Source organism: Streptomyces sp. NPDC001450, assembly GCF_053597295.1.
In genome coordinates this window covers 54,306-80,808 of record NZ_JBSFHY010000035.1, presented here as the reverse complement: position 1 = coordinate 80,808, position 26,503 = coordinate 54,306, and the positions used below count along the sequence as shown (strand labels likewise).

The following is a 26,503-nucleotide window of genomic DNA, read 5'->3' as shown; positions in this document are numbered from 1 at the left end:
TGTTTTCAACCGCCTCCGCACTCTCAACGACGGTCACTCGAAAGAGTTACGGGGCTGCGTGCCGTCTTCGGCACTCTACGTGAGGACGCCGACACGGTGCAGACATGCCCGACGGACCCTCAACCTTTCATCACAACCCATGCCCCATTTAGCCGTTTTTGCTCCCGTTTTCTAGTGTCTGGAGCTAGATTCGCAATGAGTCATATTTTCATCTCCTTAGACCGGAGTTGTACGGTCGATGGCACCGTATCCGCCCAGAACGGCTACAAGGGGTCACGTAATGGCAGATTTCTCCCGCCTTCCCGGACCGAACGCGGACCTGTGGGACTGGCAGCTGCTCGCTGCCTGCCGCGGGGTGGACAGCTCGCTCTTCTTTCACCCCGAGGGCGAGCGCGGGGCGGCTCGGAGCGCTCGCGAGAACTCGGCCAAGGAGGTCTGCATGAGGTGCCCGGTCCGTGCGGAGTGCGCGGCGCACGCGCTGGCGGTGCGCGAGCCGTACGGCGTCTGGGGCGGCCTGACCGAGGACGAGCGCGAAGAGTTGATGGGGCGGGCGCGCAACCGGCTGGTGCCGGCGTCGACAACCGGCGGAGGTAGCGCACCGCACGCCTGAAGGAACGTTTCTGCGATAACTCGGCACCCGGGCACGCGCACGCCTGCCCGTGATCCTTGGGAGGACTCCCTCACCGGCGTCACTGCCGCCCCGCCGCTCGGGCGAGCTGCTCAAGCGTCGCCGCCACGGCAGGCACCTGTGCCAGGTCGGGCAGGGTGAGAGCGACGATCTGCCGTCGTACCACGGGTTCCAGCGCCACCGTGCGCACTCCCCGGGGCCGTACCGACTCCACCGCGAGCTGCGGCAGTACGGCGACGCCGAGACCCGCGCCGACCAGGCCGACCACCGCCGGATAGTCGTCGGTGGCGAAGTCGATGCGGGGCGTGAACCCCGCGCTCTCGCACACCTCCACCAGCTGGCCGCGGCAGCGTGGGCAGCCCGCGATCCAGGGCTCCCGGGCCAACTCCCCGATGGCGACGGACTCCGCACGCGCCAGCCGGTGCCGTTCGGGCACCAGGGCGACCAGACGGTCGGTCAGCAGCGGCCGTACGACGAGGTCGTCCCACTCCTCGGCGACCGCCGCCCCCTCGTAGCGGAAAGCGAGCGCCAGGTCACAGTCACCCTCGCGCACCAGTTCGACGGACTTCGGGGGCTCGGCCTCCTCCAGGGAGACGCGGGTGCCGGGGTGGGCGGCGCGCAGGGCGGCCAGGGCGGTGGGGACCAGGGTGGAGCTGCCGCTCGGGAAGGAGACCAGCCGGACCCGGCCGGCCCTCAGGCCCGCGATCGCGGCGACCTCCTCCTCGGCGGCGGTGAGCCCGGCGAGGATCCCGGAGGCGTGCCGGACGAGGGCCTCGCCGGCCTGGGTCAGACGCATCTCGCGGCCGCTGCGGACCAGCAGCGGGGTGCCGACCGAGGACTCCAGGGCCTTCATCTGCTGGCTGACGGCGGGCTGGGTGCAGCCCAGCCCGCGCGCGGCCGCGGAGAAGGAGCCGGTGGTGGCGACGGCGCGCAGGACGCGGAGATGACGAGCCTCGATCACTCCCCGAGCATAAGCCCGGCTTGGACATGGAGCCTCATATTGTGTCGACGCTTTGGGTGCGGTCCCGTACCGTGCGAAGGATGAAGCTTCTCTCGGTCAATCTGGGCAGCCCGAAGCCGGTGCCGTACACGGACCAGGCGGAGGGTGTGACCGGCATCGACAAGCAGCCGACGGACGGGCCGGTGCGGGTGGCGGCTCCGGGGCCCAAGGGCGTCGGCGGGAGCGGGCTGGCCGGGGACGCGGTGTGCGAGCTGCGCCACCACGGCGGCTACGACCAGGCGGTGTACGCCTTCGCGCGCGAGGACCTCGACGACTGGGAGCGGGAGCTGGACAGACCGCTGGCCAATGGCTGCTTCGGCGAGAACCTCACGACGCAGGGTCTGGACGTGTCCGGGGCGCTGGTCGGCGAGCGCTGGCGGATCGGGTCCGAGGTGGTGCTGGAGGTGACGTCGGGGCGGATTCCGTGCCGTACGTTCCAGGGCCATCTGGGCGAGCGGGGCTGGGTGAAGAGGTTCACCCAGAAGGGCGTGACGGGTGCCTACCTGCGGGTGATCGAACCGGGTGAGATCCTGGCGGGCGATCCGATCGAGATCGTGCGCCGGCCGGACCACGGAGTGACGGCTGCGATGCAGTTCCGCGCGGTCACCACCGAGCGGGAGCTGCTGCCGCAGCTGCTCGTGGCGGGCGAGGCGCTGCACGCCGAGACGCTGGCCGCGGCCCGCAAGTACATCGCCGGACAGGGCCGCTGAGGGGCTGTCACCGCAGCGGAGGCTGTCGGTCCGGGTCACTACCCTTGGGCCATGACAACGGCTCTGATTACGGGATCGACCGCGGGAATCGGTGCCGCGTTCGCGCGGCGGCTGGCGGCTGACGGGCATGACCTCGTCCTGGTGGCCAGGGACGCCAAACGGCTGCGCGAGCAGGCGACCGAGCTGCACGACCGGCACGGCATCGAGGCGGAGGTGCTGAGCGCCGACCTCGCCGAGGACAAGGGCATCGAGGCGGTGGTCGAGCGCCTGAGCGACCGGAAGAACCCGGTCGACCTGCTGGTCAACAACGCCGGCTTCGGCAACAAGGGCCGCTATCTCGAAGTGCCCATGGCCGACGAGCTGAAAATGCTCAAGGTGCACTGCGAGGCGGTGCTGCGGCTGACGTCGGCGGCGTCCGAGGCGATGCGCGAGCGCGGGCGCGGCGGGGTGGTGAACGTCGCCTCGGTGGCGGCCTTCGTGCCCCGGGGCACCTACGGCGCCTCGAAGGCCTGGGTCGTGCAGTTCACCCAGGGCGCGGCGAAGGACCTCGCGGGCAGCGGCGTGCGGCTGATGGCGCTGTGCCCCGGCTTCGTGCGCACCGAGTTCCACCAGCGGGCCGGGATGGGCACGGACAACATCCCGGGCTGGATGTGGCTGGACGCGGACAAGCTGGTCGCGGCGGCCCTGGCCGACCTCGCGCGCGGGAAGACACTGTCCATCCCGGACCCCCGGTACAAGGCGCTGATGGGACTGGTGAAGGTCACCCCACGCGGGCTGCTGGGCGGCATCAGCTCGAAGACGGGTCGCAAGTACGGCCCGCAGTAGCGGGCGTGTGACGCGGCCGTTCCGGTGCGAAAATGGGCGGGACGGTACCGGATCAGGGGGGCCGGAGGCGGCGTCATGACCTTCGTACAGCTCATCGAGTGCAGGACGAGCCGGCTGGACGAGATGAATCGGCTCATGGACGACTGGGTCGAGCAGACCAAGGGAAAGCGGACGGCGACGCACGCGGTGGTCGGCAAGGACCGCTCGGATGCGTCGCACATCGTCGAGGTGGTGGAGTTCCCCTCGTACGAGGAGGCGATGCGGAACTCGAACCTTCCGGAGACCGACCGGATCTTCCAGGGGATGGTCGCGCTGTGCGACGAGATGCCGACGTTCACGGATCTGGAGGTCGTCCGGGACGAGCAGTTGGCCCTGGACACCGTGCGGCGGTTCTTCGAGGCCCTGGCGACCGCGGGAGATCTGCCACCGCTCAACAACCTGCTCGACGAGGACATCCACAGCCATGATCCGGTGAACCCTCAGGACACCATCGGGCTGGACAACGCCCTCAGCGAGTACCGGATGTGGCGGGGCGCCTTCGACTTCGCCTTCACGGTCGAGGACGTACTGGCCCAGGGCGACCGCGCCTGCGCACGGTGGACGTGGAACGCCACGCACAGCGGCGACTTCCTGGGAATCCCGTCCACCGGCAGGCAGGTGACCATGACCGGGATGACGCTGTTCCGGTTCACGGACAGCGGCAAGATCGCCGAGACCTGGTGGCAGCACGATCAGCTGGGGCTGATGCAGCAGCTGGGGGCGCTGGACGAGTTGGAGCAGTAGGCGGTGCGTGCGGGAAGCCCCCGGCATCGGGGGCTTCGTCGCGAACGGCTGCCTCCGTAGGCGCAGCGGTTCCGCTCTCGCCGGTCCCGGACCGAGTGTCGTAGGGGCGGACTAGGATTTTGGCCCTGCCGTTGAGGGGCGGGGTGTCTTGTCCTTGTTCCTGCTCCCTTGTGTCCACTGCCGTTCCGGAGGTGCTTGGTGCCCGCTGCTCCCAAGCCGACAGCCCCCACCCCGCGAGAGCGCTGGTTCCAGCCGCGGCGATCCGGATTCCAGTGGGAGCAGGAGGGCCTGGACCATCTCCGGGGGCTGATGCCGAAGACGGAGCCGTTCCGGGCGTGGGCGACGTTCCAGTTCACCGGGGCGTCGGGCCGGGTCAACGAGTGCGATGTGCTGATCGCCGTGCCCGGCGGCCTCTACCTGCTGGAGCTGAAGGGTCACCCCGGCAGGGTCGTGAACCACGGCGACACCTGGCAGTTCCACGGTGACCGCCTGCGCACGCTGCGCAATCCCCTGCATCTGACCGACCTCAAGGCCAAGGAACTGAAGGGGCAGCTGGAGCGGGCGGCCCGCACGCTCGGCATGAGCCCCAAGGACGTCCCGTTCATCAAGCCCGCGGTGTTCCTCCACGACCCGGGGCTCGTGAGCGAACTGGACGAGTTCCAGCAGACCTCGGTCTACGGCCGCAACGACGGCGCGAGCGGCCTGCCGAAGATCTGGGACGACCTGCTCGGCCGGCCACCGGAGCGGGAGAGCTGGCGCATCACCCCGGTCGTCAGCCAGCGGCTGGAGCGGCTGATGCAGAAGATCGGCATCAGTCACTCCACCGCACACCTGCGGTTCGGGGACGACTGGAAGCTCGAACCGCGCGCTCTGGACGCGGGCCCCGGCTGGGAGGACCGGCTGGCCGTACGAGACGACGGGCTGGTCCAGGAGAGCGGCCGCGTCCGTATATACCTGGCGGGCGCGGCCGCCTCGGAGGAGCAGCGCGCGAAGGTGGACCGGGCCGCGCGCCGCGAGTACCAGGTGCTGCAGGGCATCAACCACCGGGGCATCGTGCAGGCGGTGCAGATCCGTGAGCACCAGGGTGGCCCGGCGATCCTGTTCCGGCACCGCGAGGCGGATCTGCGGCTGGACGCCTACCTCGACGCGTACGGCGGCCACCTGACCCCCGGTCAGCGTCTCGACCTGGTACGGCAGCTCGCCGAGGCGGTCCGCTACGCACACAACCGGTCCCTCTACCACCGGGCGCTGGCCGCACGCTCGGTCTACGTCTCGGCACGCGAGGACGGCAGTGCCCCCGTGCTGCGGATCGCCGACTGGCAGACCGCGGCCCGCGACTTCGAGACGACCCTGCACCGCTCCCTCGGGGACACGCCCCTGGACGGGGGCCTGATCGCGGACACGGCGCAGGTGTACCTGGCGCCCGAGACGGACCAGGAGTTCGCCGATCCGGTCGACCTGGACGTCTTCGGACTCGGCTCGCTGACGTACCTGCTGCTCACCGGCCGGCCGCCGGCGGATCGCCGCAGCGCACTGCTGGAACGGCTGCAGAGCGACGGCGGACTGCATCCCTACGCGGTCTCCGACTCCGTCTCGGCGGCCCTCGACACCCTTGTCTTCCGAGCCACGGCCGCCGACGTGCGGGACCGCCTGGCATCGGTCGACGAGTTCCTGGGGCTGCTCGGTGCGGCGGAGACGGACGCCGCGGCTCCGGAGCCGAGCGCAGGGCCGGCCGCCGACCCCCTCACGGTGCAGCCGGGGCAGCCGCTGGACGCCACCTGGTCGGTGGTCCGTGTGCTCGGCACCGGCGCCACCGCCCGCGCGCTGCTGGTCCGCCGCGGTTCGGCCGAGGACGGAGAGCAGCCTCTCCGGGTCTTCAAGGTCGCCCTGGACCAGGAGAAGGACGCCCGACTGCTCGCGGAGGCGAAGGCGCTGAAGGAGGTGGGCGGCGGGCACATAGTGAAGCTGCTCGCCGAGCCGCGTGAGCTGGCAGGCCACGCGGTTCTGGAGATCGAGTACGCGGGCGGTTTCCGCGCGGACGACGACCGGGAACCGGTGAGCCTCGGCTCCCGGCTGCGGGACCAGGGTCCGCTGGGCTACGACCAGCTGGAGCGGTTCGGCAACGACCTGTTCGAGGCGCTGGACACCCTGGCTGCGCGCGGAGTGCGGCACCGGGACATCAAGCCGGACAACCTCGGCCTGTTCAAGCGCAGCGACGGCTCCTGGCAGCTGATGCTGTTCGACTTCTCGCTGGCCGACGTCCCGGACCAGGATGTGCACGCGGGCACCCGCGGGTACCTCGATCCGTTCCTCGGCGGAGCGGGCCGCTCGCGCTACGACGACCACGCCGAGTGGTACGCGGCTGCCGTCACCCTGCACGAGATGGCCTCCGGTGAGAGGCCGGTGTGGGGCGACGGCCAGGGCGACCCGCGCATGGTGTCCGACGCCGCGCCGCATGTGTCGGCCGAGCTGTTCCCGCAGGCCCTCAGCGAAGGCCTGAAGGCGTTCTTCGATCGCGCGCTGCACCGGGACGTCGAGCAGCGCTACGACAGCCTGCGCCAGTTGCAGGAGGCCTGGCGGCAGGTCTTCCGCAAGGCGGACGCGGCGCGGCCCGCGACCACGCCGGCGACGGTCGGCCTGAGTGCGGACGACCTGGAGGACGCCCGCGAGCAGGCCGCCGCGGCCGCCGGTCTGCGGACTCCGCTGGCCGCCGCGGGCCTGTCGCCGCGGGCGGTGTCGGTCGCCGAGGGGCTGAAGGCCCACACCGTCGAAGAGCTGCTGGACATCCCGCCGCACTACATCTCCCGTGCGCGCGGCGCGGGAAACGCGATCCGCAAGGAACTGAACCGCCGGCACCGCCAGTGGACGCAGGCGCTGCGCCGCAGGGCCGCGGTCAGGAAGCCCATGGCGCCGCTGGAGCCGGACGCGCCGGAAGAGGTCCTGGAGTCGATCGACACGCTGGCCGCGCGGCTCACGCCACCCGAGGGCAAGCGCCGCACCAGGCCCCGCTCCGACGTGGTCAGGGCCACCCTCCAGCTTCCCGGAGTCCTGGAGGGCCGTGAGCCGCTGGAGCCGTGGCCGGCCCAGAGTCTGATCGCAAAGGCGCTGGGCATCAGCCAGCCGACCGTGTCGCAGAACCAGCAGGCCGCGGTCGAGAAGTGGGCCGGCCTGCCGTGGCTGGGCCGGATCCGCGACGAACTGGTGGCGATCCTGACCGACCGGGACCGGGTGTCCACGGCGGAGGAACTGGCGGCGGAGCTGCGGGCCCGGCACGGTGCGGGCACGGCCGATCCGGCCGAGGCCCAGGCCAAGGCGCTGGCGGTGGTGCGGGCCGCCGTCGAGACGGAGATGCGCAAGCGGGACGACGACCGCCCCGACGCCGAGTCCGCCGACGCGGGCGAGGCACCGCCCCGCTTCGCCGTGCAGCGGCGTGGCGGCCGGGTCGTCATCGCGCTGGAGGACCAGCCCGGCGCCGACGATCCGACGCCGGCCGAACTCGCCGACTACGCGGCCGCGCTGGGCGAACAGGCCGCTGACCTGGCCGGACGCGACCCGCTGCCCGGCCGTGCCACCGTGCTTCGCGAGCTACGGGCGATCCCCACGCCCGAGGGCATGGCCCCCCTGGCCGACACACGGCTGGTGGAGCTGGCGGCGTCGATGGCGGGCAGTGTGGCCGTCTCGCCCCGGCTGGAGCTGTTCCCGCTCTCGCTCGGCCTGGCGCGCGCCCTGCGCATCTCGCAGGCACCGGCCGGCGTCCGTCCCGAGACCGGCATCACCACGGCGGATCTGCTCGCGAGGATCCGGGCCCGCTTCCCGGGCCTCGCCGTGCTGGAGGAGACGACGTACGTCGAACTGGCCGAGGCCCTGGTGGAATCGGGCTTCCCCCTGTCCTACGCCCCGGACCGGCGCCGCTTCTTCCCCAAGGCCCAGGACGGCAACGGCAGCAGGCTCAACCTGTCCTCGTCGATGCTGACCAGCACCAGCTCCCTCTACGCCGCAGCGCAGGGCCGGATCGCCGAGGGCCAGGACCCGCGCGAGGTGCTGTCGGCACGGCTCACCGAGGCCCGTCGCAGGGGTGGCTTCCTCGCGCTCACGCTGAAGGGAGCAGAGCTGCCGGGTGTGGCCGACGCACTGGCGGAGCGGTTCGGCGCCACCGCCGTGCCGTTGAACGCTCTGTTCCTGGACGCCCTGAAGGAGCTGGCCGAGGAGCAGTCGGTGCGGTGGCAGGCGCTGCTGAAGGCGGACGCCAAGTTCACGGCGACCGGCACGCTGAGCGCGGCGCTCGCCTCCTACACGCGGCTGGCGGCCGAACGGGTGCGCGAGCGGATCCTGGACCTGGCGGAACGCTCCGGCCCACGCGCGGTCCTGCTCGCGCACGAGGCCGGCCTGATCGCCCGCTACTGGGAGGCCGGCGGCCGTGAGCTGCTGGCCACGCTCCAGCAATCCGCCCGACGCCCCGCCGACACCCCGCACGGCCTGTGGCTGCTGCTGCCGGTGGAGGACCCGCGTGCCACGCCGACGCTGGACGGCCGCACGGTGGAGGTGGTGGACCGGGCGACGGAGTGGGAGGTGCTGGACGGGTTGTTCGTGAAGAGTCTGCGGGTGGCCGGTTCACCTTCCTGATTGCTCGGCTCGGTTGCCAGGAGTTGTGACGCGAGGCCGCGCCCCCTCGCCCTCGGCGGCGTTGCCGCAGCCCTCATCAGCTCCCGCCGACTCGCCAACTGGGATGATCGAGGGAGGCAGTTGATACATTCGGTGGTGCGTTGGCCAGGGGTCAGCGTCGGGTCGACCAGAGGACGGGGGTCCCATGGCCTGGGAAGAATGGGAGCGGGCCAAGGCAGCGGCGGCGGCCGGCGAAGGAACGCGGATGCGGCTGAACCACGCTGGATCCACTGGGTCCGGAGCCGCGGATCTCGTCGTGCACCAGGACGACCTGGGCGCCGTCGGTCATGAGGCGTTCATCCTGCACGGCGAGCTGAGCAAGAAGGCGGACATCGCGGCCGCGGGCGCCGGGAACGACGCTTCGGGATCCACCATGCGGGCCGCCGCCGCGCTCAAGAGCCATCACCTGGGGTTGGGCTCGGAACTCGAGTCGACCGTCGAGATCTGGACCTCACAGGTCAAGCACGTCCTCCAGGCGTGTGCGCACATCTCCAACCACCTCGACTACAGCAAGAGGCTGCACGCGCACGATGACGCCCTCATCGCCGCGGACCTCAGCGGCCGTAGCGGTCCGGTGCCCGTCTCCGCGCTGAACGAGTACTTCAAGTAGGGGTGGCGATGGGCGACTTCAGCTACTCCGATCTCATGGCTCTGGACCTCGCCAAGCTGGGCACGGCGGTGTCCGACTGGAAGACGATGGCCGGCGACCTGGCCAAACTGGCCACCGCCGCGCGGGACGGCCTGGTCAGGAAGTCCGAAGGAGCCCGCTGGAAGGGTATCAACGCGGACGTCACGCGTGAGTTCGTACGCAAGACGGCCAAGGAATTCGCCGATCTCCAGGCCGAGGCGGAGAGCATCGCCGCTGTGCTGGCCGACGCGCACGCCGAGCTGACGACCTACCAGAAGCAGGCGAAGAGTCTCACCGACGCGGCACGCAAGGGCAATCCCGCGCATGTTCCTCCGGACCCGGCTCTCTTCGTCACGGACGGACCGGGCGGCACCGTCCGGGTGATGGAGGCGATGTGCACACCGGACGGCCCGAACCAGCGCACCAAGGAGTACATCCAGTGGTACGCCGACACGCTCACCGGAATCGTCCAGCACGCTGCCGAGGTCGACGCCGCGGCGGTACGTGCGCTGCGCAAGAGCCACGGCAACGATCCGCACAACGCCGGGCACGCCAAGTACACCTCCCTCGACGGGGTACAACTGCCCCGTGCGGAGGAACTGGCCGCGCTGGGCGGGAAGGCCGACACGAAGCAGCGGGCCGAGCTGAAGCGCCTGTGGGAATCGCTGAGCCCTGAGGCGCGGGCCCGCCTCTGGCTCGCGAAGAAGGACGACCTCATGGCGGCCGGCGTACTGAGCCCCACCATGCCGCAGGTCGCGGCAGATGCCGGGGCGGGGGTGCACGGATCGGAGTCACCCGGGTTCGAGGAGTGGGCCACCAAGCGCAAGATGGAACTGCTCGCCGAGGGCGCCGACTGGAAGGGCATGACGGACGCGTCCCGCAACATGGCGCACTACCTGGACAACAGCGGCACCCCGATGGGCCTGCCCGTGGACAAGATGATGGCGGACGTCCCCGCGTTCAAGACGTACGTCGACGACACGGTGCGGCTCAACCAGGACGCCTGGCGCAAGCAGGCCCTCGAGGAGTTCCGGAAGAACGGCGGCAAGCCGGTCGCCTTTCCGGTGGAGGTGAAACGGGACAAGAATTTCTACTTCACCAAGGAGCTCGACGAGAACTGGTTCTACGCGGTGGGGGGCGCCAACAGCAACGTGACCGGTGTGGTCACGGCGGTTCCCGACGCCCACGGGAACCCGAAGATCGGCGTCGACTACCAGGCGAACGTCTGGGACCGCTACAACTGGGACGAGGGCAAGGGGGTCACCATCGGCCAGATGCAGATCCCGGACGGACAGATGGCGAAGCTGCACCGGACCGGACTCGCCCAGGAGTTCGACATGGCGGGCAGCAGCGGTGTCAAGCACTACGATCTCGGCTCCTCACAGCCCAACCACGACCCGCTACCGGGTCCCGACGACAGCAGGGACGGACGCATGAACCCCGGCCGGGAGCAGCAGCAGAGCCGCACGACCGGCAGGGACGCGGGCAGGACGGCGGTCCGGTGAACGATTTCTCTCCCCACCGGACTCCCGAGGGCCCCGCCGGGGACGGCGGCAGCAGCCGTGGTCGCCGACGCGGGTGGCTCGTGGCAGGCGTGGCCACCGCCGCGCTGGTCGTGGCCGGCGCCGTGGCCGTCGCCGGATCGCTCTTCCTCGGCGGCGGCGGTGGGGGCGGTGACCGGGCGGCGGCCACAGGGTCGGACACGCGGTGGGCCGAGGGGATCACGCCCGCGTGGATGAGCGAGCACATGGGTCTCGACGTCCCGGCCACGGCCCGGTCCGCCCGGGCCGCTTACAAGGTCACGTCCCGCTTCGACACCGGCCTCCTCACCTTCACCCTGACGAGGTCGGAGGCCGAGGCCTACCTCGCGAAGCATCCTCCGTCCGGTAAGTGGCTGACGCCGACGGCGGCACAGCCCGACACGCCTGAGTCGGACTTCGCCCACTTCGGGCTGCCGGAACCCGAGACGTTCAAGGACGGCATGCGGTACGGCGACGTCTGCCCCGGCACCGACGACGGGCCCACCGGCACCCCCAGCGCACCCGCCACCGATCCGTACGACACCTCGGACGAGAACTGCACCAGCCTGTACGCGCACCAGTACGCCCCGGACCGCACCCGCATCTATCTCCGCACCCACTTCGAACCGGGCATCAGTCCCCTCCCGGCAACCCGTCCCGCACCGACACCGACACCGACACCGACACGCTGAGCGTTCACGCCGGTCGCGGGGCGGGGCACTGCCCGCTCAGGGTGCCGGTTCGGCAGGGTGAGCCGACTGGGAGGACTGCACCTCACTGGGCGGCTTGAGCTCCGGCTGCGCCCATGTGCCGGCGATCGTGGTGGCGAACGCGGTGGCTCCGGCCACCAGCACCGTGCCCGCGGGGACGGTGATCGACGACAGTCGGCGGAAATTCCTCACCTGCGACCACTTCATTCCGGCGGCTCGGGCCAGCGACCACTCCCACCAGAGTCCCAGCAGCATGCACAGGACGAGCGTCTGCCCGGCGACCCCGGCGCACCCCGTCACCAGATCGCTCACGGAGGGATCCCGCGTGTACTGCGGATCCACGGTGAGGGTCGCCATGGGAAGGACCTCGGCCGGCAGGACCACCAGCATGAGCCAGGCCGCCTTGCCGACGGGTGTGAGGCCGCGCAGCATGGCGTAGAAGTAGCCGTAGACGAACCCGTACAGCGCCCAGTGCGTGAACCGGAGTGTCTGGAACATCAGATTCAGGTGGAACGGCATGAAGTTGTCCGCCCCTACGGTGCCGCTGGTCACGGCCTTGTACACGGCCCAGGGCAGGGCGAGCAGCTGGGCACGCCCTGCTCCGGCGAGCCCGGCGGTCCAGGGGCTTCGGCCCGCGTTCGTACCGAGGGCGAACCGTTTGGCCCGCCTCAGCCGCGACTCCGGGTCGTCGTTGCGCCCCGGGACGGCCAGGGCACGCCAGCGGTCGGAGAAGTCCGACACCACCATGTCCTCCGCGAGGGCGGACCGCGCGGACCGCTGGAAGTCGGCCCGCGTGTCCCAGATCAGCTGGGTCGTGAGCCAGCGGTCCATGAAGCGGGCGTGCCCCCGGCGGCCGACCCGCCGCAGTCTGGCCGTGGAGGCGTCCGATCCGAGTGGCAGCAGTATCAGGGAGGCGACCGCCACCAGGGCTACGGCCAGCCCCTCTCCCCACATCGTCAGGGTGCGCAGGTTGGGGGCGCCGAACGCCGTGAGCGCCGCACACACCAGCAGCACCCTGCCGACGGGCTCCACGGCCCGCCCGGTGTCGCCCAGGGCACCGCGCCGCCACAGGTACACGATCTGCAGGGCTGTGCCGCAGACGGTCACGACAAAGAACGGGAAGGCCGCGTAGCCCGTGAACGGCGAATGACGGTACTCGTACCAGAGATCCTCTCCACGGCTCAGCGGTGTGGGCGGCAGATATGCCACCACGAAGGGGAAGACCAGTGTCGCCCAGAGAAGCAGGAAGCAGACCGTACGGACCGCTGAACCCAGGGTGCGCCGCAGCGTGGCCGCCAGGAGCGAACCGAGCCAGGCCGCGGCGGGCCAGGTACAGATCAGCGCGGCGGCTGCGTTCCATCCGGTCACCGGCATGTACTCGTAGGTGAGGACAGGAGTCCGGCCGAGTTCGTAGGTGACGAGCACCGTCCAGAGCAGTGCCCCGGCTGTGGGAGCCCATCTGCGTACCGCGCCGCCCCTCGTCAGCCACTGACCGCAGACGGCCACCAAGAGGGCGAGCAGCGCGGCGTCCACCAGTGTGGTCCGTGTGTTGATGTCCGGTACCGTCCCGCTGGCCGCCATGAGGGCCAGGGAGAGGAGCGGAGGCACGCAGCCCGCGACGAGTGTCCGGCCCGACGGTGGCCTGCCGGTCACCACGCGGCGGGTGAACCACCATGCCGACAGGGGCAGGACATACCAGAGCCACACGCCGAGGGCGGCCTGTGGTTTCCAGATGTAGGCCGGCGGAATCGGGACACTGATGTACAAGAAGCCGATGTTTTTCGTGGGGCTGTAGAAGACATCGAGGTGTGTGGCGCCGGGCTTTCCGATCGGCCTCGGCAGGCCGACCGAAGCGCAGACACACAGGGCCGCAGCGAACGCCAGGGTGGCCGCCGTCCACCTGCGCGGCACGGCGGGACCGGCCAGCCTGGCCACCAGGAGGGCGGCGACGGCACCGACGCCGAAGACGGCGAGTCCGAGAGCGGTCACCATCTCGGCTCTGGTCTGTCTGCGCGCTGTCGGCAGTCTGGTGGTCTTCACAGAGCGGGTCAGGTCGACCGAGCGAGCGACCGCCACTCCCTTCTTCCCGGCTCCCGCCGCGATATCGACACGCCAGGTGACGGACTTCGCCGACTGCGATTCGACAGGGCCATGGACATTGCTGAACGACCACTTCGGTGCGCTGACCGTCACCATCCAGACGTCGGGGTGGTAACCACTTCTGAGATCCATCCTGGACACCGGGTCCGGGGCAATCGTCAGTTTCTGCTCACCCGACCGGCGATCCAGATAGAAGAAGCAGGAGGACCGCACCCGAGCCGGCGCGTGCGCCGAACGTTGGGTCACCCTGTCCGGTCGGACCCCGGCGTCGTCGAAGTCCGGCGCCTTGCCGTCGCGTAAGATCCCGGGTTCACCGCAGCCTCCGACACCGCTGATCCGCGCATGGTCCAGTGCCCTGCTCTGCGCGGCGAGCGTGAAGGAACAGGCCTGGCTGACCACCACTTCCTGCCGCGACCGGTCCCAGCCGACCTTGATGACGACCGTTCCGACCCGGCCCTTCGGGTTCTGGCCGTCGGCCGCCGCGGCCCGAGCGGTACACAGAAGGCACAGGTGGAGCACAGCCAGTAAGAGCGCGGCACCCGCTCTGGTCAGCGTCGTGGTCGGCACCCTGCCACTCGTCGAAGGCCGCACCGGCCCACCCCCCGTACGCGTGCCACGCACCCGTGAGCCCCCCACTGGGCGTGAGCCTCTCGTTCCGCGTCCGTCGCCAACCGGCGATCACCGTCGACGGGACGTGACGATGATGGCCCCGTTCGCTCCGGTGCGTGAGGTCTTCGCCGGAAGACGCACATGGGGACGGACGGGCGGGGCGGGCTGGCAGGATGGGACGGCGGGCCTTGGGGGGTTCGCCGGGAAATCCAGGCATCCGTGGTGATCGGATCGCGGGGCCGTGAGCAGGAGGAGAGGTGCGGCTGTGGCGGTGACGGCTGAGGAGACGCAGGGGGCGGGGGCCTCGCTGGACCGCACACGACTGCTGAAGGATCTCCAGGCGCAGGCGCGGCTCCTCGAGGACGATCTCCGGGAGCGCACCGACAGCGAGCCCGAGTTCCGGGACGCGCTGCGCGTCGAGTACGAGAAGGCCGTCGCGGCGGAGCGTACGGCGGCCATGTACGAGACGTGGCGGGACGAGCGGGTCGTGCAGATCGCCGCCGCGTGGGTGCTGGCGTGCGTCTTCGTGCGGTTCAGCGAGGACAACGGGCTGATCCCGGACGCGTGGCTGTCGGGGCCCGGGGACCGGCTGGCCGAGGCGCAGGACCGGCACGACGCGTACTTCCGGGAGAACCCGTCGAGGAACGACCGCGACTGGCTGCTGGACTCCTTCGACGCGCTGGCCAAGTCGCACCGGACCGTGGAGGGGCTGTTCGACCGGGCCCACAATCCGCTGTACGAGGTCACGCCGTCGTACGAGGCGGCGACGGCGCTGCTCGCCTTCTGGCGGCAGCGGGGCGCGGACGGCGAGATCGTCCACGACTTCACCGACCCCGAGCTGAGCACGCGGTTCCTGGGCGACCTGTACCAGGACCTGTCCGAGCATGCCCGGAAGACGTACGCGCTGCTTCAGACGCCGGTGTTCGTGGAGGAGTTCATCCTCGACCTGACGCTGGAGCCGGCCGTGGAGGAGTTCGGCCTGACGCCCGCGTGGAAGCACCGGCCGGCGGGCTGGGACGGTGAGGTGTGGGCCGACGGCCCGGGCGGCGAGGAGGTCGTCCGGGGACTGCGGTGCATCGACCCCGCGTGCGGCTCCGGGCACTTCCTGCTGGGCATGTTCGAGCGGCTGTTGGGAAAGTGGCGGGAGGCCGAGCCGGGCACTGAGCCGTGGGTGCTGGTGCGGCGGGCGCTGGAGTCTGTACACGGCGCTGACAAGAACCCGTTCGCTGTGGCTATTGCCCGGTTCCGGTTGCTGGTGGCCGCGTTGAAGGCGGGGGGCGTGCGGGAGTTGAGCGCGGCTCCTGGGTTGCCTATTCGGGTGGCTGTGGCGGACTCGTTGCTGCATGGGCGGGACAGAGAGTCAGAGACGGACACGTTCGACGCTCTATTCGCAGAGAGCGAGACGTTCTACTACCGGACCGAGGACGTGGAGGGGTATGCGCGGGAGGTGGATCTTCTCGGGCGAGGGTCGTACCACGTGGTGGTGGCGAATCCGCCCTACATCACGGTCAAGGACAGCCAGGAGAACCAGAACTATCGCAATACGTACTTCACGTGTGCCGGTAAGTACGCTCTATCGGTGCCGTTCGCGCAGCGGATCTTCGAACTGGCGATCCGCGCCGAAGGAGATCAGCAGGACGGGGGCTTCACCGGCCAGATCACCTCAAATTCGTTCATGAAGCGAGAATTCGGAAAGGTACTCATTGAGGCCTACTTCCACGGTGGACGACTCTATAGGGATTCGAGCACTGGCCGGAAGCGGGATTTCGCCGGAGTCGATCTCACACATGTGATCGACACATCCGGAGCGTTCATTCCCGGGCACGGAACTCCGACCGTTATTTTGGCCGGGCGTAACCACCAGACTCGGCAGACCAAGCCTATCCGTGCCGTGCTAGGCGTCCGGGGTGAACCAAGTCAGCCGGAGAATGCGGCGGAAGGGATAGTATGGACTGCGATCGTGGAGCAGGTAACACGGCCCGGCAGCGAGTCGGAGTGGGTAAGCGTCGAAGACGCCAAACGGGAGCGGTTTGCCGACCATCCGTGGTCGCTGAGTGGCGGAGGCGCCGGAACTACTAAGGAGCGCATCGAGACGGCAGCCGCGGGCACATTGGGTGGACTGGCAAGATCTATTGGCATCACGTCGGTCACCGGCGAGGACGACCTTTACCTTCTGCCTAGGAACGGAGCAGCACATCGCCTGCAAATTGCTGCCACCCACCCGCTCGTCACAGGTGACATCATTAGAGATTTCTCTTTGGAAGCAGAGTTCGACTCCATTTGGGTCTATGACGGCGAATATAGGACCCTCCCCTTCAGTAGTGTGGGCTCCACGCGACAACTGCTAACTGACTTCCGTACGGCGATCTCATCACGGAAGCGGTTCGGCGTTCCCATGCTGGAACGGGGGATGGCTTGGCACGAATGGCAGGAGCTTTACCCGAGCAAGCTGCGTTCCCCCCTGTCGATCGCCTACGGCGAGGTGGCTACACACAACCACTTCGTGCTGGATCGAGGCGGGAAGGCCTTCAAGCAGACCGCGCCCGTAATTAAGTTGCCAGACGATTCCAGCGAGGAACAACACCTAGAGCTTCTGGGCTTGCTAAACTCGTCAACTTCTTGCTTCTGGATGAAACAGGTGAGCCAGGGAAAGGGCAACCGAGGCGGTGAGCGATCCACAGGTCGTTGGGCTTGGGAGGAGCACTATCAGTTCGCCTCGACGAAGCTCCAGAAATATCCGCTCCCAAGCCAACTTCCCCTCCCCCTCGGCCGCAAACTCGATACCCTCGCCCAGGCATCCGCCCAGCATGCTCCCTCCACCGTCACCCGCAGCACTACCCCTACCCGCGATGGTCTGGACGAGGCTCGACGCACCCAGGAGCAGATCCGCGCCCGGATGATCGCGCTGCAGGAGGAACTCGACTGGACCGTCTACGGCGCCTACGGGCTGCTTACTGCTGAAGAGGTCGCGCGGACCACCATCGATGACGTTCCGGAAGTCGCCCTTGGTCAGCGCGCCTTCGAGATCGTGCTTGCTCGCAAGGTGGCCGCCGGCGCAGCCGACACCGCCTGGTTCGAGCGGCACGGGTCCACTCCCACCACCGAAATCCCCGCCCACTGGCCCGAGTCCTACCGCGCGGTCGTCCAGGCCCGTATCGACCTCATCGAGGCCAACAAGGACATCCGCCTCATCGAGCGCCCCGAGTACAAGCGCCGTTGGTCCATCGAGCCCTGGGAGAAGCGCGAGGCCGCCGCGATCCGGAACTGGCTGCTCGATGCCGCCGAGCGGGAAGACCTCTGGTTCGATGATCAGGGCGAGTTCACCGCGCCCCGGACGCTCACCGTCAACCAGCTCGCCGACGCCCTGCGCCACGACAAGGACGTCCAGGCCGTCGCCGAGTTGTACGCCGCCGACCACCTCGGCAAGCGTGACGCCTCCCTCGCCACCGTCCTGGCCGCCGTGATCGACGCCGAACACGTGCCGTACCTCGCCGCCCTCCGCTACAAGGACTCCGGCCTGCGCAAGCGGGCCCAGTGGGAGCAGGTCTGGGAGCAGCAGCGCGAGGAGGACCGTACCGGGCAGCAGCTCGACATCAAGGTGCCGCCGAAGTACACGGGCGCCGACTTCCTCAAGCATTCCTACTGGTCCAACCGGGGCAAGCTCGACGTGCCCAAGGAGCGGTTCATCTCCTACCCCGGTGCCTCCCCCGACTCCGACGGCTCCCTCCTCCTGGGCTGGGCGGGCTGGAACCACCGCGACCAGGCCGACGCCCTCGTCGGCATGATCCGCGACCGCGTGGAGAACGGCGGCTGGGCCAAGGAAGACCCCCGTTTCGTACCGCTGCTCGCCGGTCTGCGCGAGGTGCTGCCCTGGGTCCACCAGTGGTACGGCGAGTACGACGAGGAGTGGGAGGGCAACCCCGCCGAGGAGTTCCAGTCCGCCCTGGAGACGGGCCGTACGGAACGCCAGCTCTCCGAGTCCGACCTCGTCAACTGGCGACCGGAGAAGAAGCCCGGCGGGCGCAAGAAGAAGAGCGAGTAGGCGGAGAGGGGCGGTCGATTGCCGACCGCCCCTCCTTACTCACCTCAGCCGCGCGCGGCCATCCGCACGAACGCGGCCCACTCATCGGCGCCGACGGAGAGGAACGCCTCCCCCGGCCGCTTGGAGTCACGGACCAGCACGGCCGTACCGGCGTCCGCGACCTCGACGCACTGGCCGCCATCACCCGCGCTGTAGCTGCTCTTCTTCCAGACAAGCCCGGCTGCCTGATCGGCTTTGACCTTCACAGCTCTCCTATGAGCTTCTCGATCCAACCCAGCGACTCTTTGGGGGTCTTCGCCTGTGCCCTGATGACTCCGTACGTGGACTCGAACCCCTGGACCTTCGCCGGCTGTGTGTACAAGGCGCTGTGGCTCTGCACCTCTGTGTAGGCAATCCTGCGCCCTGAACGCGTAAGGATCAACGTGAACGGCCCGGCGACTCCAGCGTGCTCGTCCCGGTCCGTGGGCATGACCTGGATCTCGATGTTCCGCTCGTGCCCGAGCAGCAGTAGGTGCTCCAGTTGGGCACGGTGCACCTCTGCGCCGCCCAGAGGCCGTAAGAGCACGTGTTCTTCGATGACGAAGCTCAGGAGCGGCTTGGGCACACGTGAGAGCAGCTTCTGTCGATCGCGCCGTGCCGAGATTCGCTGCTCCACGGTGTCTGCGTCCAGCAGAGGCCGCCACATCTCGAAGACAGCGCGCATGTACTCCTCGCACTGGAGAAGGCCGTTCACCAAGTGAACGTCATACACGTGCAGTTCAGCAGCCTCCGCCTCGTAGCGCACGAAGGGCCGAAAGAACGACGGATACCGAGCCTTCGCCACCTCCTCCTTCATCGTCCCCAGCACGCCCCGCGCACCCAACACCCGGTCCACCGCGTCGATCAACTCCGGCTTGGGAATCCGCCGCCCCTGCTCCACCGCCGCGATCTGGGCCTCGCCGTACCCGACCCGCTCCCCCAACTGTGCCTGGGTGAGCCCAGCAGCCTCCCGCAGCAGCTTGATCTGACGCCCGAAGCAGCGCAGGAACTCCCCGCCGGCCTCCCCCTCCACCCCCGCGCCCGAGTCCGCCCCCGACTCCATACGACCCTCCTCACCCACCGCTCACTGTCCGTGATCGCAGAGTAGGAGTCGCGTACGTCAACCGATCGCAAACTCGGGCAGGTTGACTCGTGTGAGTGAACGCTGACCAGCGAAAGCTTTCTTCACTCGACGCGTCCATCCGCGCACTCTCCGTGCGGTACGGTCACCCCAACAGCGCACAGCACATAACTCGGCCCCCGCAACGGTTGCAGCCGTTCGCGAGGGCCTGAACCACCAGTGGAAAGCGACTCCACCGTGATTTACCGGCACTGTATCGCGCCCCCGCGCGCCTACACCCAGTTCTCGCACGACATCATCCGGCACCCCCGCCTCTCGTCGGACGCGGTCCGCCTCCTGACCTGGCAGCTCTCCCTCCCCCAGGGCACAAGGGAATCCCTCTCCCGAACCGCCGAACGCGCCAACATCGGCGCCTGCGCCTTCACCCGCGCCAAGCGCCAGCTCAAGGACGAAGGCTTCGTACACGAGCGGCGCGTCCAGGGCCCCGGCGGCCACTGGATCACCCAACAGCTCGTCTCCAACGTGCCGTTGAACCCTGCGGAGGCCGCTAAACTCCTCGCCCGGATGCCCGTGACGCAGTCGTCGCAGGCCGCACCGAGTCCCCGGAATCCGACGGCCGGTGAGCGGACCGGTCGGCTCACCGACGGTCTTCCCTACGGCGACACCCATGTGGACACCCACAACCAACCCCCCAAACCCCCCGAGGACGCACCCGATGCCCCCGCACCCGCCGAAGCCCCCGAAGCCGCGCACGCCTCGCCAGCCCCGGAAGCCCCGCAAGCCCAGGTAGACCACAAGGGCCGGGAGAACCACGAGGACGGAAGGCCCGACCCCCCAACCCCCCACCACGAAGAGGCCCGCGCCCTCGTCGCCTCCTACCACGACCTCGACCCGGCCCTGCGCACCATCCCCCGCGCGATGCACGCCGAGCTGACGGACCTCACCGCCCGCTGGCTCGCCGCCGGGCACCCGCCCGCCGCGATCCGCGCCCACATCCTGCGCAACCTCCCCGACGGCGACACCCGCGTCCACCGCCCCGGCGGCCTCCTGCGCTACCTCCTCACCGAGGTACCTTCGGCCCCGCCCGCGCCCGCCTCGCCCCCACCGCGAAACGCGCCTGCGCACACCCCGCAGGAGCACCCCGGCCTCTCCACCCGGCTCGCCACCCTCCGCGAATGCGAGGGCGACCACGTACAGGCGACTCTCTTCCGGCCGACCGGAGAGGAGCCCCTGTGTCCGGCATGCACCGCCCGCACCACCACCGTGCCCATGTGATCGCACCGGCTCCGCGCCAGCCCCTCGTCCCGGGCACCTGGGAACCGCGTTGCACACCACCTCGGACCGGCAGGAGGAACGTCCCGCTGGTCCGAGGCGGGACCCGTCACGCGTTCCCGGCGATCTCCCGGGCCAGGTCGGCCAGCCGGTGCGCCTCGGGCAGGGCGTCCGCCTTCGTCAGGGGGCAGCGCACCGGGTGCGAGTTGTCGCTCTGGACGTCACGCGCGTACGCGAAACGGCAGCCGTCCGCGGCGTCGATCGGCACGCGGAAGTCCAAGTAGCCGCGGTCGGGCCGGACGTAGCAGTACGCGCCCACCTTGCGGGGGCCGGGCACGTAGAGCTTGACGTAGCTCGTCTTCTCGGTGCCCAGCTCGGCGACGGCTCCGTGCTCGCGGACCTCCGTCTCCACGAAGGAGACGAAGTGGTCGAGCTGCTGGGCGGGAGCCCGCGTGCGCAGCAGGTCGAGCACGTCCGCGTTCAGCACGGGCTCGCTGCGCTGCGCCGGCCGCGCCTTGCTGCGCAGGCTGAACTCGGCCCCGTGGGCCGCCAGCGCCTCGATCAGCGCGGGCATCTCCCCCGGCTCCGCCTCGATGGTCACCTTGATCATCGTCATTCCCCTTCGCCTTCACCCGACGGTGACGAACGCCCCCGACGGGGAACAGCATAGGGAAAGAAGGCGGGTTGCTGTTAACTGCTTTCCGCTTACTTTCTCTCTACTTCCCCTCTGCTTTCCGCCTGCTGTCCCCGTCCAGCTCCCGCAGGGCCGCACGGGCGCGCTCGACGAGGCGGGGCGTCCCGGCGTCCCGGAGGGCGGACGTGTAGAAGCGCCGGGCTTCCGGGACACGGCCGAGGTCGCGCAGGCAGTCGCCGATGGTGAGGTAGGTGTCGGGGCGGTCTCCGGTGTCGTCGGTGCGGCCGAAGAGGACGAGCGCGCGGCGGGCGTACCCGAGTCCGTCCGCCGGCCTGCCGCGCAGCCGGGCGAGGACGGCGAGACGGCGCAGGCACTGTGCCTGCGCGGCGACACGGTCCAGCTCCCGGTTCAGTTCCAGCGCCGTGCGGGTGTGCTCCTCCGCGATGTCCAGGGCGCCCATACGCTCCGCGCAGACCCCCAGGTGCTGGTGGGAGCGGGCCATCTCCTCGGGTGCGTCACGGGCGACGGCCGAGCGCAGTGCGGCGTCGAACTCGGCGTGCGCCGCCTGGTAGTCCTCCATGAGCACGTACAAGGTGCCGATCTGATTGCGCAGTTCCTCCGCCTGCGCCCCATCACCAGTGCTCTCGCAGAGAGCCAGCGCCGAGCGGCAGTGGGCCATGGCGGTGTCCAGGTCCCCCTCGTCCTCGGCCAGGTAGGCCAGGCTCCGGTGGCAGGCACCGACCGCGCCGGCGTCCTCGAACCTCGCGAAGACCTCCTGTGCCTCCTCGAAACCGGCTCTGGCCTCCGCCGGGCGTCCGTCGTACTGGTTCAGCATGGACAGCTGGTAAAGGGTGGCGGCGGCATCCCGTTCCCGGCCCAGCTCCCGGAAGGCCGTGCGGGCCCGGCGGTACCGGACCTCGGCGGTGCGGTGATCGCCTTGTTCGTGCTCGATGGACCCGAGCTGGTGCTCGGCGAAGGCGACACCCAGCGGGTCGCCGGCCGCCGTGCTGACGGCCAGCGCCCGTTCCAGGTGCTCGCGCGCCTCCCGCATGTCGCCCCGGTCCCGGGCGATGAGACCGAGCTGGCGATGGACGACGGCCTCCGACTCCGTGCCCGGTTCGCTCCACTCCAGCATGCGCCGGCACAGGGCCCGTTCCGTCGTCCAGCGGCCCATGGCGTGCAGCACCCCGCACAGGCGGCGGCCCAGCGCTCCTGCCTCCCGGTGCAGCCGGACGGCGTCGAGATGGTGCAGGGACTCGAACGCCGCGTCGACGCGTACCGGTTCGGGCAGACCGGTGTCGGAGAAGACCCCCTCCGTGTACGCGGCCGCCCGGCGGTGGGCGTCCTGTGCGGCCTCCGGGTCGAGACGGTCCAGTTCGGCCGCGGTCCAGCGGTGAACGCTCCACAGCGGCACACCGGCCGTGTCCTTGCCGTCCTCGGCCAGCAGCCCGGACGTGGCCAGCGCATCGAGGCGCTCGCGCGTCCCCTCCGGACGGTCCGGCGCACCGTCCGGGCCGGTGAACGCCGACGCCGGGACGGGCACACGATGCACCGCCGCGCGGTGCAGCAGGATGCGGCTCGCCGGGTCCAGCGTGGACAGCAGGTCGCCGAGCAGGGCGTCGGCGGCCGTGAGGCTCAGCGCCTCCTGCACGGCGGGACGCAGCTCGCCCCGGACGCGGGCGCGCGCGGCGTCGAGGCCACCGCCGAGCCGGCCGATACGGCCCGCCAGGTCGTCCGTCGTCCGTCCGGCGCCGAGGAGCGCTTCCAGATAGGCGTACGTACGGGGATGACCGCCGACGACCTGCCGGATCTCCCGCCACTTCCGCCAGGGCAGCCGCCGCGACAGGGGCAGCCGCAGTCGCATCAGATCGGTCTCGTCCGGGGTGAGCGGAGGAAGCGGGAGCTGGTGCAGACGCCGGGAGGCGGGTCCGTCCGCCGTCGGGAGGGGATGACGCGAGGCGATCAGCAGCGAGGTGGCCGTGACCTGAGTGGTCCACGCGGTGAGGAAGTCCGCCAGTTCGGGATCGGTGAAACGGATCCGGCCGCGCGGGTCGCGGATCAGGTTGGCCTCGAAGTCGTCCAGCACCACCGTCAGCGACCGGGCAGGTCCTTCCGGCGCCGTGGGACGAACCTCCTTGCCCGTGCCCGCACTCGGGCCCGCGTCGGTGGCGGTGAGGCCGGCGAGGACGGCCAGGCGCGCGGACCAGGGCCGCTCCGTGTCGGACAGCTCGGATATCCGTGCGTCGTCCGTCTCCCCCGCGAGCACCTCCGCCGCGCCGCGCAGGATCTCGTCGGGACCGACCGGGCCCTTCAGCAGCACGGGAGAGGTCGACGCGGCCCGCAGCCGCAGCAACTCGCCGACGAAGGCGGTCTTCCCGACCCCGCCCACCCCGTGCACGACGAGCCCGGAGCCGTCGTCGGCCAGGGCGTTCGACGCGAGGCGCAACTGCGCCCGGCGGCCCACGAACGAGCCGAGCGGCAGCGCGAGCGGCGCCTCGGGCGCGGCGGCCTGCGTCGGGGCCTCACCGCGGTCGGGTTCCACCCGCTCCGGGCGGGGCCCGGCGAAGAGAACCGGCACATGCCATTCCGGCAGCCAGTCGTTGCCGGCGCGGCGGAGGCGTTCCTGCTCGGTGCGGGCGTCGTGCAACGCCTCCCACAGGGGCCGGCCCGCGGCCAGCCCGGCGTACATGTCGGCCATCAGCGCGCCGGCGTACGCGTCCCGGACCGGTGCGGACATGGCGACGACGGCGGGCGCGCCGGACTCCGTGAGGCTCTGCGCCAGCCCGGGCAGAGACCTACTGTGGTGCGCCGGCTCGACGGGCCCGGCGGGAGAGCGGTTCACCGACGCCGCCGTCGAACAGCCCGCCAGGACCACCGCGGGGACACCGTGGGTGCCTCGCAGGGCCCGGCACAGGGCGTCGGCGGTCACCGGCTCGCGTTCCCCGGCCTCGTCCTCCAACAGGAGTTCGCCGGGCCTGGCGTGGCAGACGATGTGGACGACGTCGGCTGGTCTCTCCGCCAGCGCGGCGCCGAGCGCGGCGAGACTGCCGGAGCTGAGCACCCGTAGGTCCGCACGGCCCGGGATCCTGGACACGGCAGCCGCCAGACGCGCCGTCTCCGCGTCCAGGTCGAGCAGGGGCTCCCGGCGGCCGGGGGCCTTGCGGGGCCCGGCGAGCAGAACGAGCAGCCGCAGCGGCCGGTCCGGCCGGCCGGCGTGTGCGGGCACGAGGTGGTCGCCGAAGCTGCGGTACGGACGGATGGTGGGGTGGAGCGCCAGCGGTGCCGACCGACCGGGCAGCGTCAGGGCCTCCCACGGCAGCCCGTCGAGCCGGCCCCGTTCCGCCTCGATGGTGAGCGGCAGGCCGTGCTCCCTCGCCGCCCCGCTCTCCGATGCCGTGGTGAGGGCGCGGAGCGTCGGGACGCCCACCGCCTCGGCGAGCAGGCCTCCCAGACGCCGCATCAGCACCTGGGGTGGGACGCCGGTCGCGCGTCGGCGAGCGCCCCGGCCGGCGGCCTCGTACGCCCGGTGCAGCGCCTGCACGGTCTCCGTCAGGGAGAAGGACACATCCGCACCAGGACCTTCGGCGACAATCTCCGAGCCGGCGCTGAGGGTGACGGCGGCATGCCGGATGCGAAGCCGCCAGTGCAGTGGGCCGGGGGGTAACGCCGACAGCGGTTCATCGAGCACAGGGGTCCCCCTGCCCGTGGACGGCCGCGTGGACGGCTTTCGGTTTCGCGGCGGCGCCCGCCTCGCAGACGTACACGACGGTCGGCTCCTCCTTCGCGTCGAGTGGCGCGGTGACGTACAGGACGGCACCGGCCAGCACCAGCAGCGCGGCCAGCAGGGTCTCCCGCCGGGCCCGCAGCAGGGACTGCCGTACCTGCCAGGCGTGGATCCAGGCGAGCAGTCGCTGTTGCAGACGCTGGATCAGCAGTGCGTTCCGCCGGGCGACGGCCGCCTCGTGGGTCAGGACCCGCACCCGCGCGGGATCGCTCTCACGGGCCAGCAGGGCTTCGAGACGGGCCGCCACGGTCAGCCGCAGCCGGCGCTCCCGCCGCAGCGCGGCCGGGTCGGTGGCGTACGGGCCGTAGAAGTCGCTCGGTGACCGGTCGATCAGCTTCCGCAGACCGGCCAGGTCCGGTGAGCCGAGATCGTCGAGCGTGGCCGTCCGTGGGCTGAGCACCTCGCTGGTGCGCCACACCACCCAGACGACCCCGACGACGGCCAGCAGCATGCCGCCGGCCGCCGCGGCCACGTCTCCGGCGTCGTTCAGGTCCTTGACGATCACGAGTGGCCCACCCGCCAGCACCAGAGCGCCGACTCCCGCCGCCGCTCCGGTGATCCAGCGGGCCGTGGCGCGCATGTCGTCGACGGAGGCCCGCAGATCGGCGAGCACGGGGTCGGGGCCCGGGTCGCCGGCCGGCGGCTCGGCGGGGCTGCTCATCCCGGGAACGAGGAATCGTCGTCCGGCCCTGCGCCGTCCTCGTCGTGGCCGCGCAGGTCGGGTGGTGCCTGGTCGTCGGGGAGTTCTTCGTGCCGCACCCATCCGGTTCCGTCGAAGTACTCCACGGTCGTGCCGTTGAACCGGATGTCGCCCACTTCGGGCTGCGGCGGTGGTGAACCCATGACCGGATTATCCGCAGAATTCAAACCAGTTGCACCGGATGTACCGAACTCGGCGAGTAGTCTTCCGAGTGACGACGACTCCCCCGCACTCAGCCGAGGACACCCAACTCCCTTACTACGCACCGCATCCGTCTCCTGCGACGAAGGGCTACCGCCGTGTACCGCCTGACACTCAGCCCACACGCCCGGGGCACCAGAGTCGAGTCACTCCACGGGCTGATCGAGAGTTCCGGACTCGTCACCACGGTGCAGACGTCGGTCGGTCCGGACGACACGACCGGAGCGATCCTCGAGGCGGCTCCGCGTCTTGCGGAGGACCAGGACGTCAGGCCCAACGGGCTGATCGTGAGCCGCGTCGGGATGTACCGCATCGTCTGGGGCGTCGTCAGCCATCCCACCGGAAGCCTTGCGGTCCTCACCCCGCTGCCGGCCTACGAGGGACAGCCCTCCGACTGGATCCGCCACTACATGAGTGAGGTGCTCGATCCCGTCATGGCTCTCTCCGGCCGCGGCCACCGCACCGGAGGCGGCGGCAACGGGACGGTGACCGACCCGGAGTTCGCGCGGGCGTTCGGGGAGGCCTACGTCTGACCCGGATCCCTCGCGCGAACGGGAACCCCGGCGGGACGGGCGGCGGCCGTCTCGGGTGGTGGT

The 26,503-nt window shown here is 70.4% G+C and carries 19 protein-coding genes; 11 read left to right on the top strand and 8 right to left on the bottom strand.

From position 1 onward, the window contains the following. The first annotated feature begins 280 nt into the window (after positions 1-280). The gene (locus ACWC5O_RS32275) at positions 281-610 is read left to right on the top strand and encodes a WhiB family transcriptional regulator (RefSeq protein ID WP_450590529.1); all 330 of its coding nucleotides are present in this window, start codon (positions 281-283) and stop codon (positions 608-610) included. Positions 611-689: 79 nt separating this feature from the next. Here ACWC5O_RS32275 and ACWC5O_RS32270 read toward each other — a convergent pair whose 3' ends face one another. Then, positions 690-1,589, bottom strand: a complete 900-nt coding sequence (locus ACWC5O_RS32270; RefSeq protein ID WP_450590530.1) for a LysR family transcriptional regulator — start codon at positions 1,587-1,589, stop codon at positions 690-692. Between the two features lie 80 nt (positions 1,590-1,669). Between ACWC5O_RS32270 and ACWC5O_RS32265 the strand changes: the two genes are divergently transcribed. The 7 genes from ACWC5O_RS32265 (at position 1,670) to ACWC5O_RS32235 (ending at position 11,448) form a co-directional block, all read left to right on the top strand. After that, the gene (locus ACWC5O_RS32265) at positions 1,670-2,338 is read left to right on the top strand and encodes an MOSC domain-containing protein (RefSeq protein ID WP_450590531.1); all 669 of its coding nucleotides are present in this window, start codon (positions 1,670-1,672) and stop codon (positions 2,336-2,338) included. Between the two features lie 51 nt (positions 2,339-2,389). Then, positions 2,390-3,163, top strand: a complete 774-nt coding sequence (locus tag ACWC5O_RS32260; RefSeq protein WP_450590532.1) for an SDR family NAD(P)-dependent oxidoreductase — start codon at positions 2,390-2,392, stop codon at positions 3,161-3,163. Between the two features lie 75 nt (positions 3,164-3,238). Then, complete coding sequence (locus ACWC5O_RS32255) at positions 3,239-3,946, top strand: ester cyclase (RefSeq protein WP_450590533.1); 708 nt, start codon at positions 3,239-3,241, stop codon at positions 3,944-3,946. 198 nt (positions 3,947-4,144) lie between these two features. Beyond that, positions 4,145-8,569, top strand: a complete 4,425-nt coding sequence (pglW, locus tag ACWC5O_RS32250) for a BREX system serine/threonine kinase PglW (protein ID WP_450590534.1) — start codon at positions 4,145-4,147, stop codon at positions 8,567-8,569. A gap of 184 nt (positions 8,570-8,753) precedes the next feature. Further along, on the top strand, positions 8,754-9,218 hold the full coding sequence (locus tag ACWC5O_RS32245; protein ID WP_450590535.1) for a hypothetical protein: 465 nt from the start codon (positions 8,754-8,756) through the stop codon (positions 9,216-9,218). Positions 9,219-9,226: 8 nt separating this feature from the next. After that, complete coding sequence (locus tag ACWC5O_RS32240; RefSeq protein WP_450590536.1) at positions 9,227-10,741, top strand: hypothetical protein; 1,515 nt, start codon at positions 9,227-9,229, stop codon at positions 10,739-10,741. Then, complete coding sequence (locus ACWC5O_RS32235; protein ID WP_450781127.1) at positions 10,738-11,448, top strand: hypothetical protein; 711 nt, start codon at positions 10,738-10,740, stop codon at positions 11,446-11,448. Before ACWC5O_RS32240 ends, ACWC5O_RS32235 begins: the two co-directional genes overlap by 4 nt. A 36-nt stretch (positions 11,449-11,484) precedes the next feature. Here the strand turns inward: ACWC5O_RS32235 and ACWC5O_RS32230 are convergent, their stop codons facing one another. Further along, entirely contained in the window at positions 11,485-13,698 is a 2,214-nt protein-coding gene (locus tag ACWC5O_RS32230; RefSeq protein WP_450590538.1) for a hypothetical protein, read from the bottom strand. Between the two features lie 742 nt (positions 13,699-14,440). On the opposite strand from ACWC5O_RS32230, the gene pglX reads away from it, so the two are divergent. Continuing rightward, complete coding sequence (pglX, locus tag ACWC5O_RS32225; protein WP_450590539.1) at positions 14,441-18,217, top strand: BREX-2 system adenine-specific DNA-methyltransferase PglX; 3,777 nt, start codon at positions 14,441-14,443, stop codon at positions 18,215-18,217. A 44-nt stretch (positions 18,218-18,261) separates the two neighbouring features. Here the strand turns inward: pglX and ACWC5O_RS32220 are convergent, their stop codons facing one another. Both ACWC5O_RS32220 and ACWC5O_RS32215 read right to left on the bottom strand, forming a co-directional pair. After that, positions 18,262-18,462 (bottom strand): DUF397 domain-containing protein, encoded by a 201-nt coding sequence (locus tag ACWC5O_RS32220; RefSeq protein ID WP_450590540.1) that lies wholly within the window; start codon positions 18,460-18,462, stop codon positions 18,262-18,264. Beyond that, positions 18,459-19,298 (bottom strand): helix-turn-helix domain-containing protein, encoded by an 840-nt coding sequence (locus tag ACWC5O_RS32215; RefSeq protein ID WP_450590541.1) that lies wholly within the window; start codon positions 19,296-19,298, stop codon positions 18,459-18,461. The genes ACWC5O_RS32220 and ACWC5O_RS32215 overlap by 4 nt, the downstream gene beginning before the upstream one ends. 255 nt (positions 19,299-19,553) lie before the next feature. Between ACWC5O_RS32215 and ACWC5O_RS32210 the strand changes: the two genes are divergently transcribed. Continuing rightward, on the top strand, positions 19,554-20,591 hold the full coding sequence (locus tag ACWC5O_RS32210; RefSeq protein ID WP_450590542.1) for a hypothetical protein: 1,038 nt from the start codon (positions 19,554-19,556) through the stop codon (positions 20,589-20,591). Between the two features lie 106 nt (positions 20,592-20,697). Here the strand turns inward: ACWC5O_RS32210 and ACWC5O_RS32205 are convergent, their stop codons facing one another. The 4 genes from ACWC5O_RS32205 to ACWC5O_RS32190 all read right to left on the bottom strand — a co-directional run bounded on the left by ACWC5O_RS32205 (position 20,698) and on the right by ACWC5O_RS32190 (position 25,849). Continuing rightward, a complete protein-coding gene (locus ACWC5O_RS32205) occupies positions 20,698-21,204 on the bottom strand; it encodes a hypothetical protein (protein WP_450590543.1) in 507 nt (168 codons plus the stop codon). 100 nt (positions 21,205-21,304) lie between these two features. Continuing rightward, positions 21,305-24,787 (bottom strand): tetratricopeptide repeat protein, encoded by a 3,483-nt coding sequence (locus tag ACWC5O_RS32200; RefSeq protein WP_450590544.1) that lies wholly within the window; start codon positions 24,785-24,787, stop codon positions 21,305-21,307. Positions 24,788-24,899: 112 nt separating this feature from the next. Further along, positions 24,900-25,667 carry a hypothetical protein gene (locus ACWC5O_RS32195; RefSeq protein WP_450590545.1) on the bottom strand — a complete coding sequence of 256 codons (768 nt, stop codon included), beginning with the start codon at positions 25,665-25,667 and terminating at the stop codon, positions 24,900-24,902. After that, the gene (locus ACWC5O_RS32190) at positions 25,664-25,849 is read right to left on the bottom strand and encodes a hypothetical protein (RefSeq protein ID WP_450590546.1); all 186 of its coding nucleotides are present in this window, start codon (positions 25,847-25,849) and stop codon (positions 25,664-25,666) included. Before ACWC5O_RS32190 ends, ACWC5O_RS32195 begins: the two co-directional genes overlap by 4 nt. Before the next feature lie 156 nt (positions 25,850-26,005). On the opposite strand from ACWC5O_RS32190, the gene ACWC5O_RS32185 reads away from it, so the two are divergent. Next, the gene (locus tag ACWC5O_RS32185) at positions 26,006-26,440 is read left to right on the top strand and encodes a hypothetical protein (RefSeq protein ID WP_450590547.1); all 435 of its coding nucleotides are present in this window, start codon (positions 26,006-26,008) and stop codon (positions 26,438-26,440) included. The last annotated feature ends 63 nt before the right edge of the window (positions 26,441-26,503 follow it).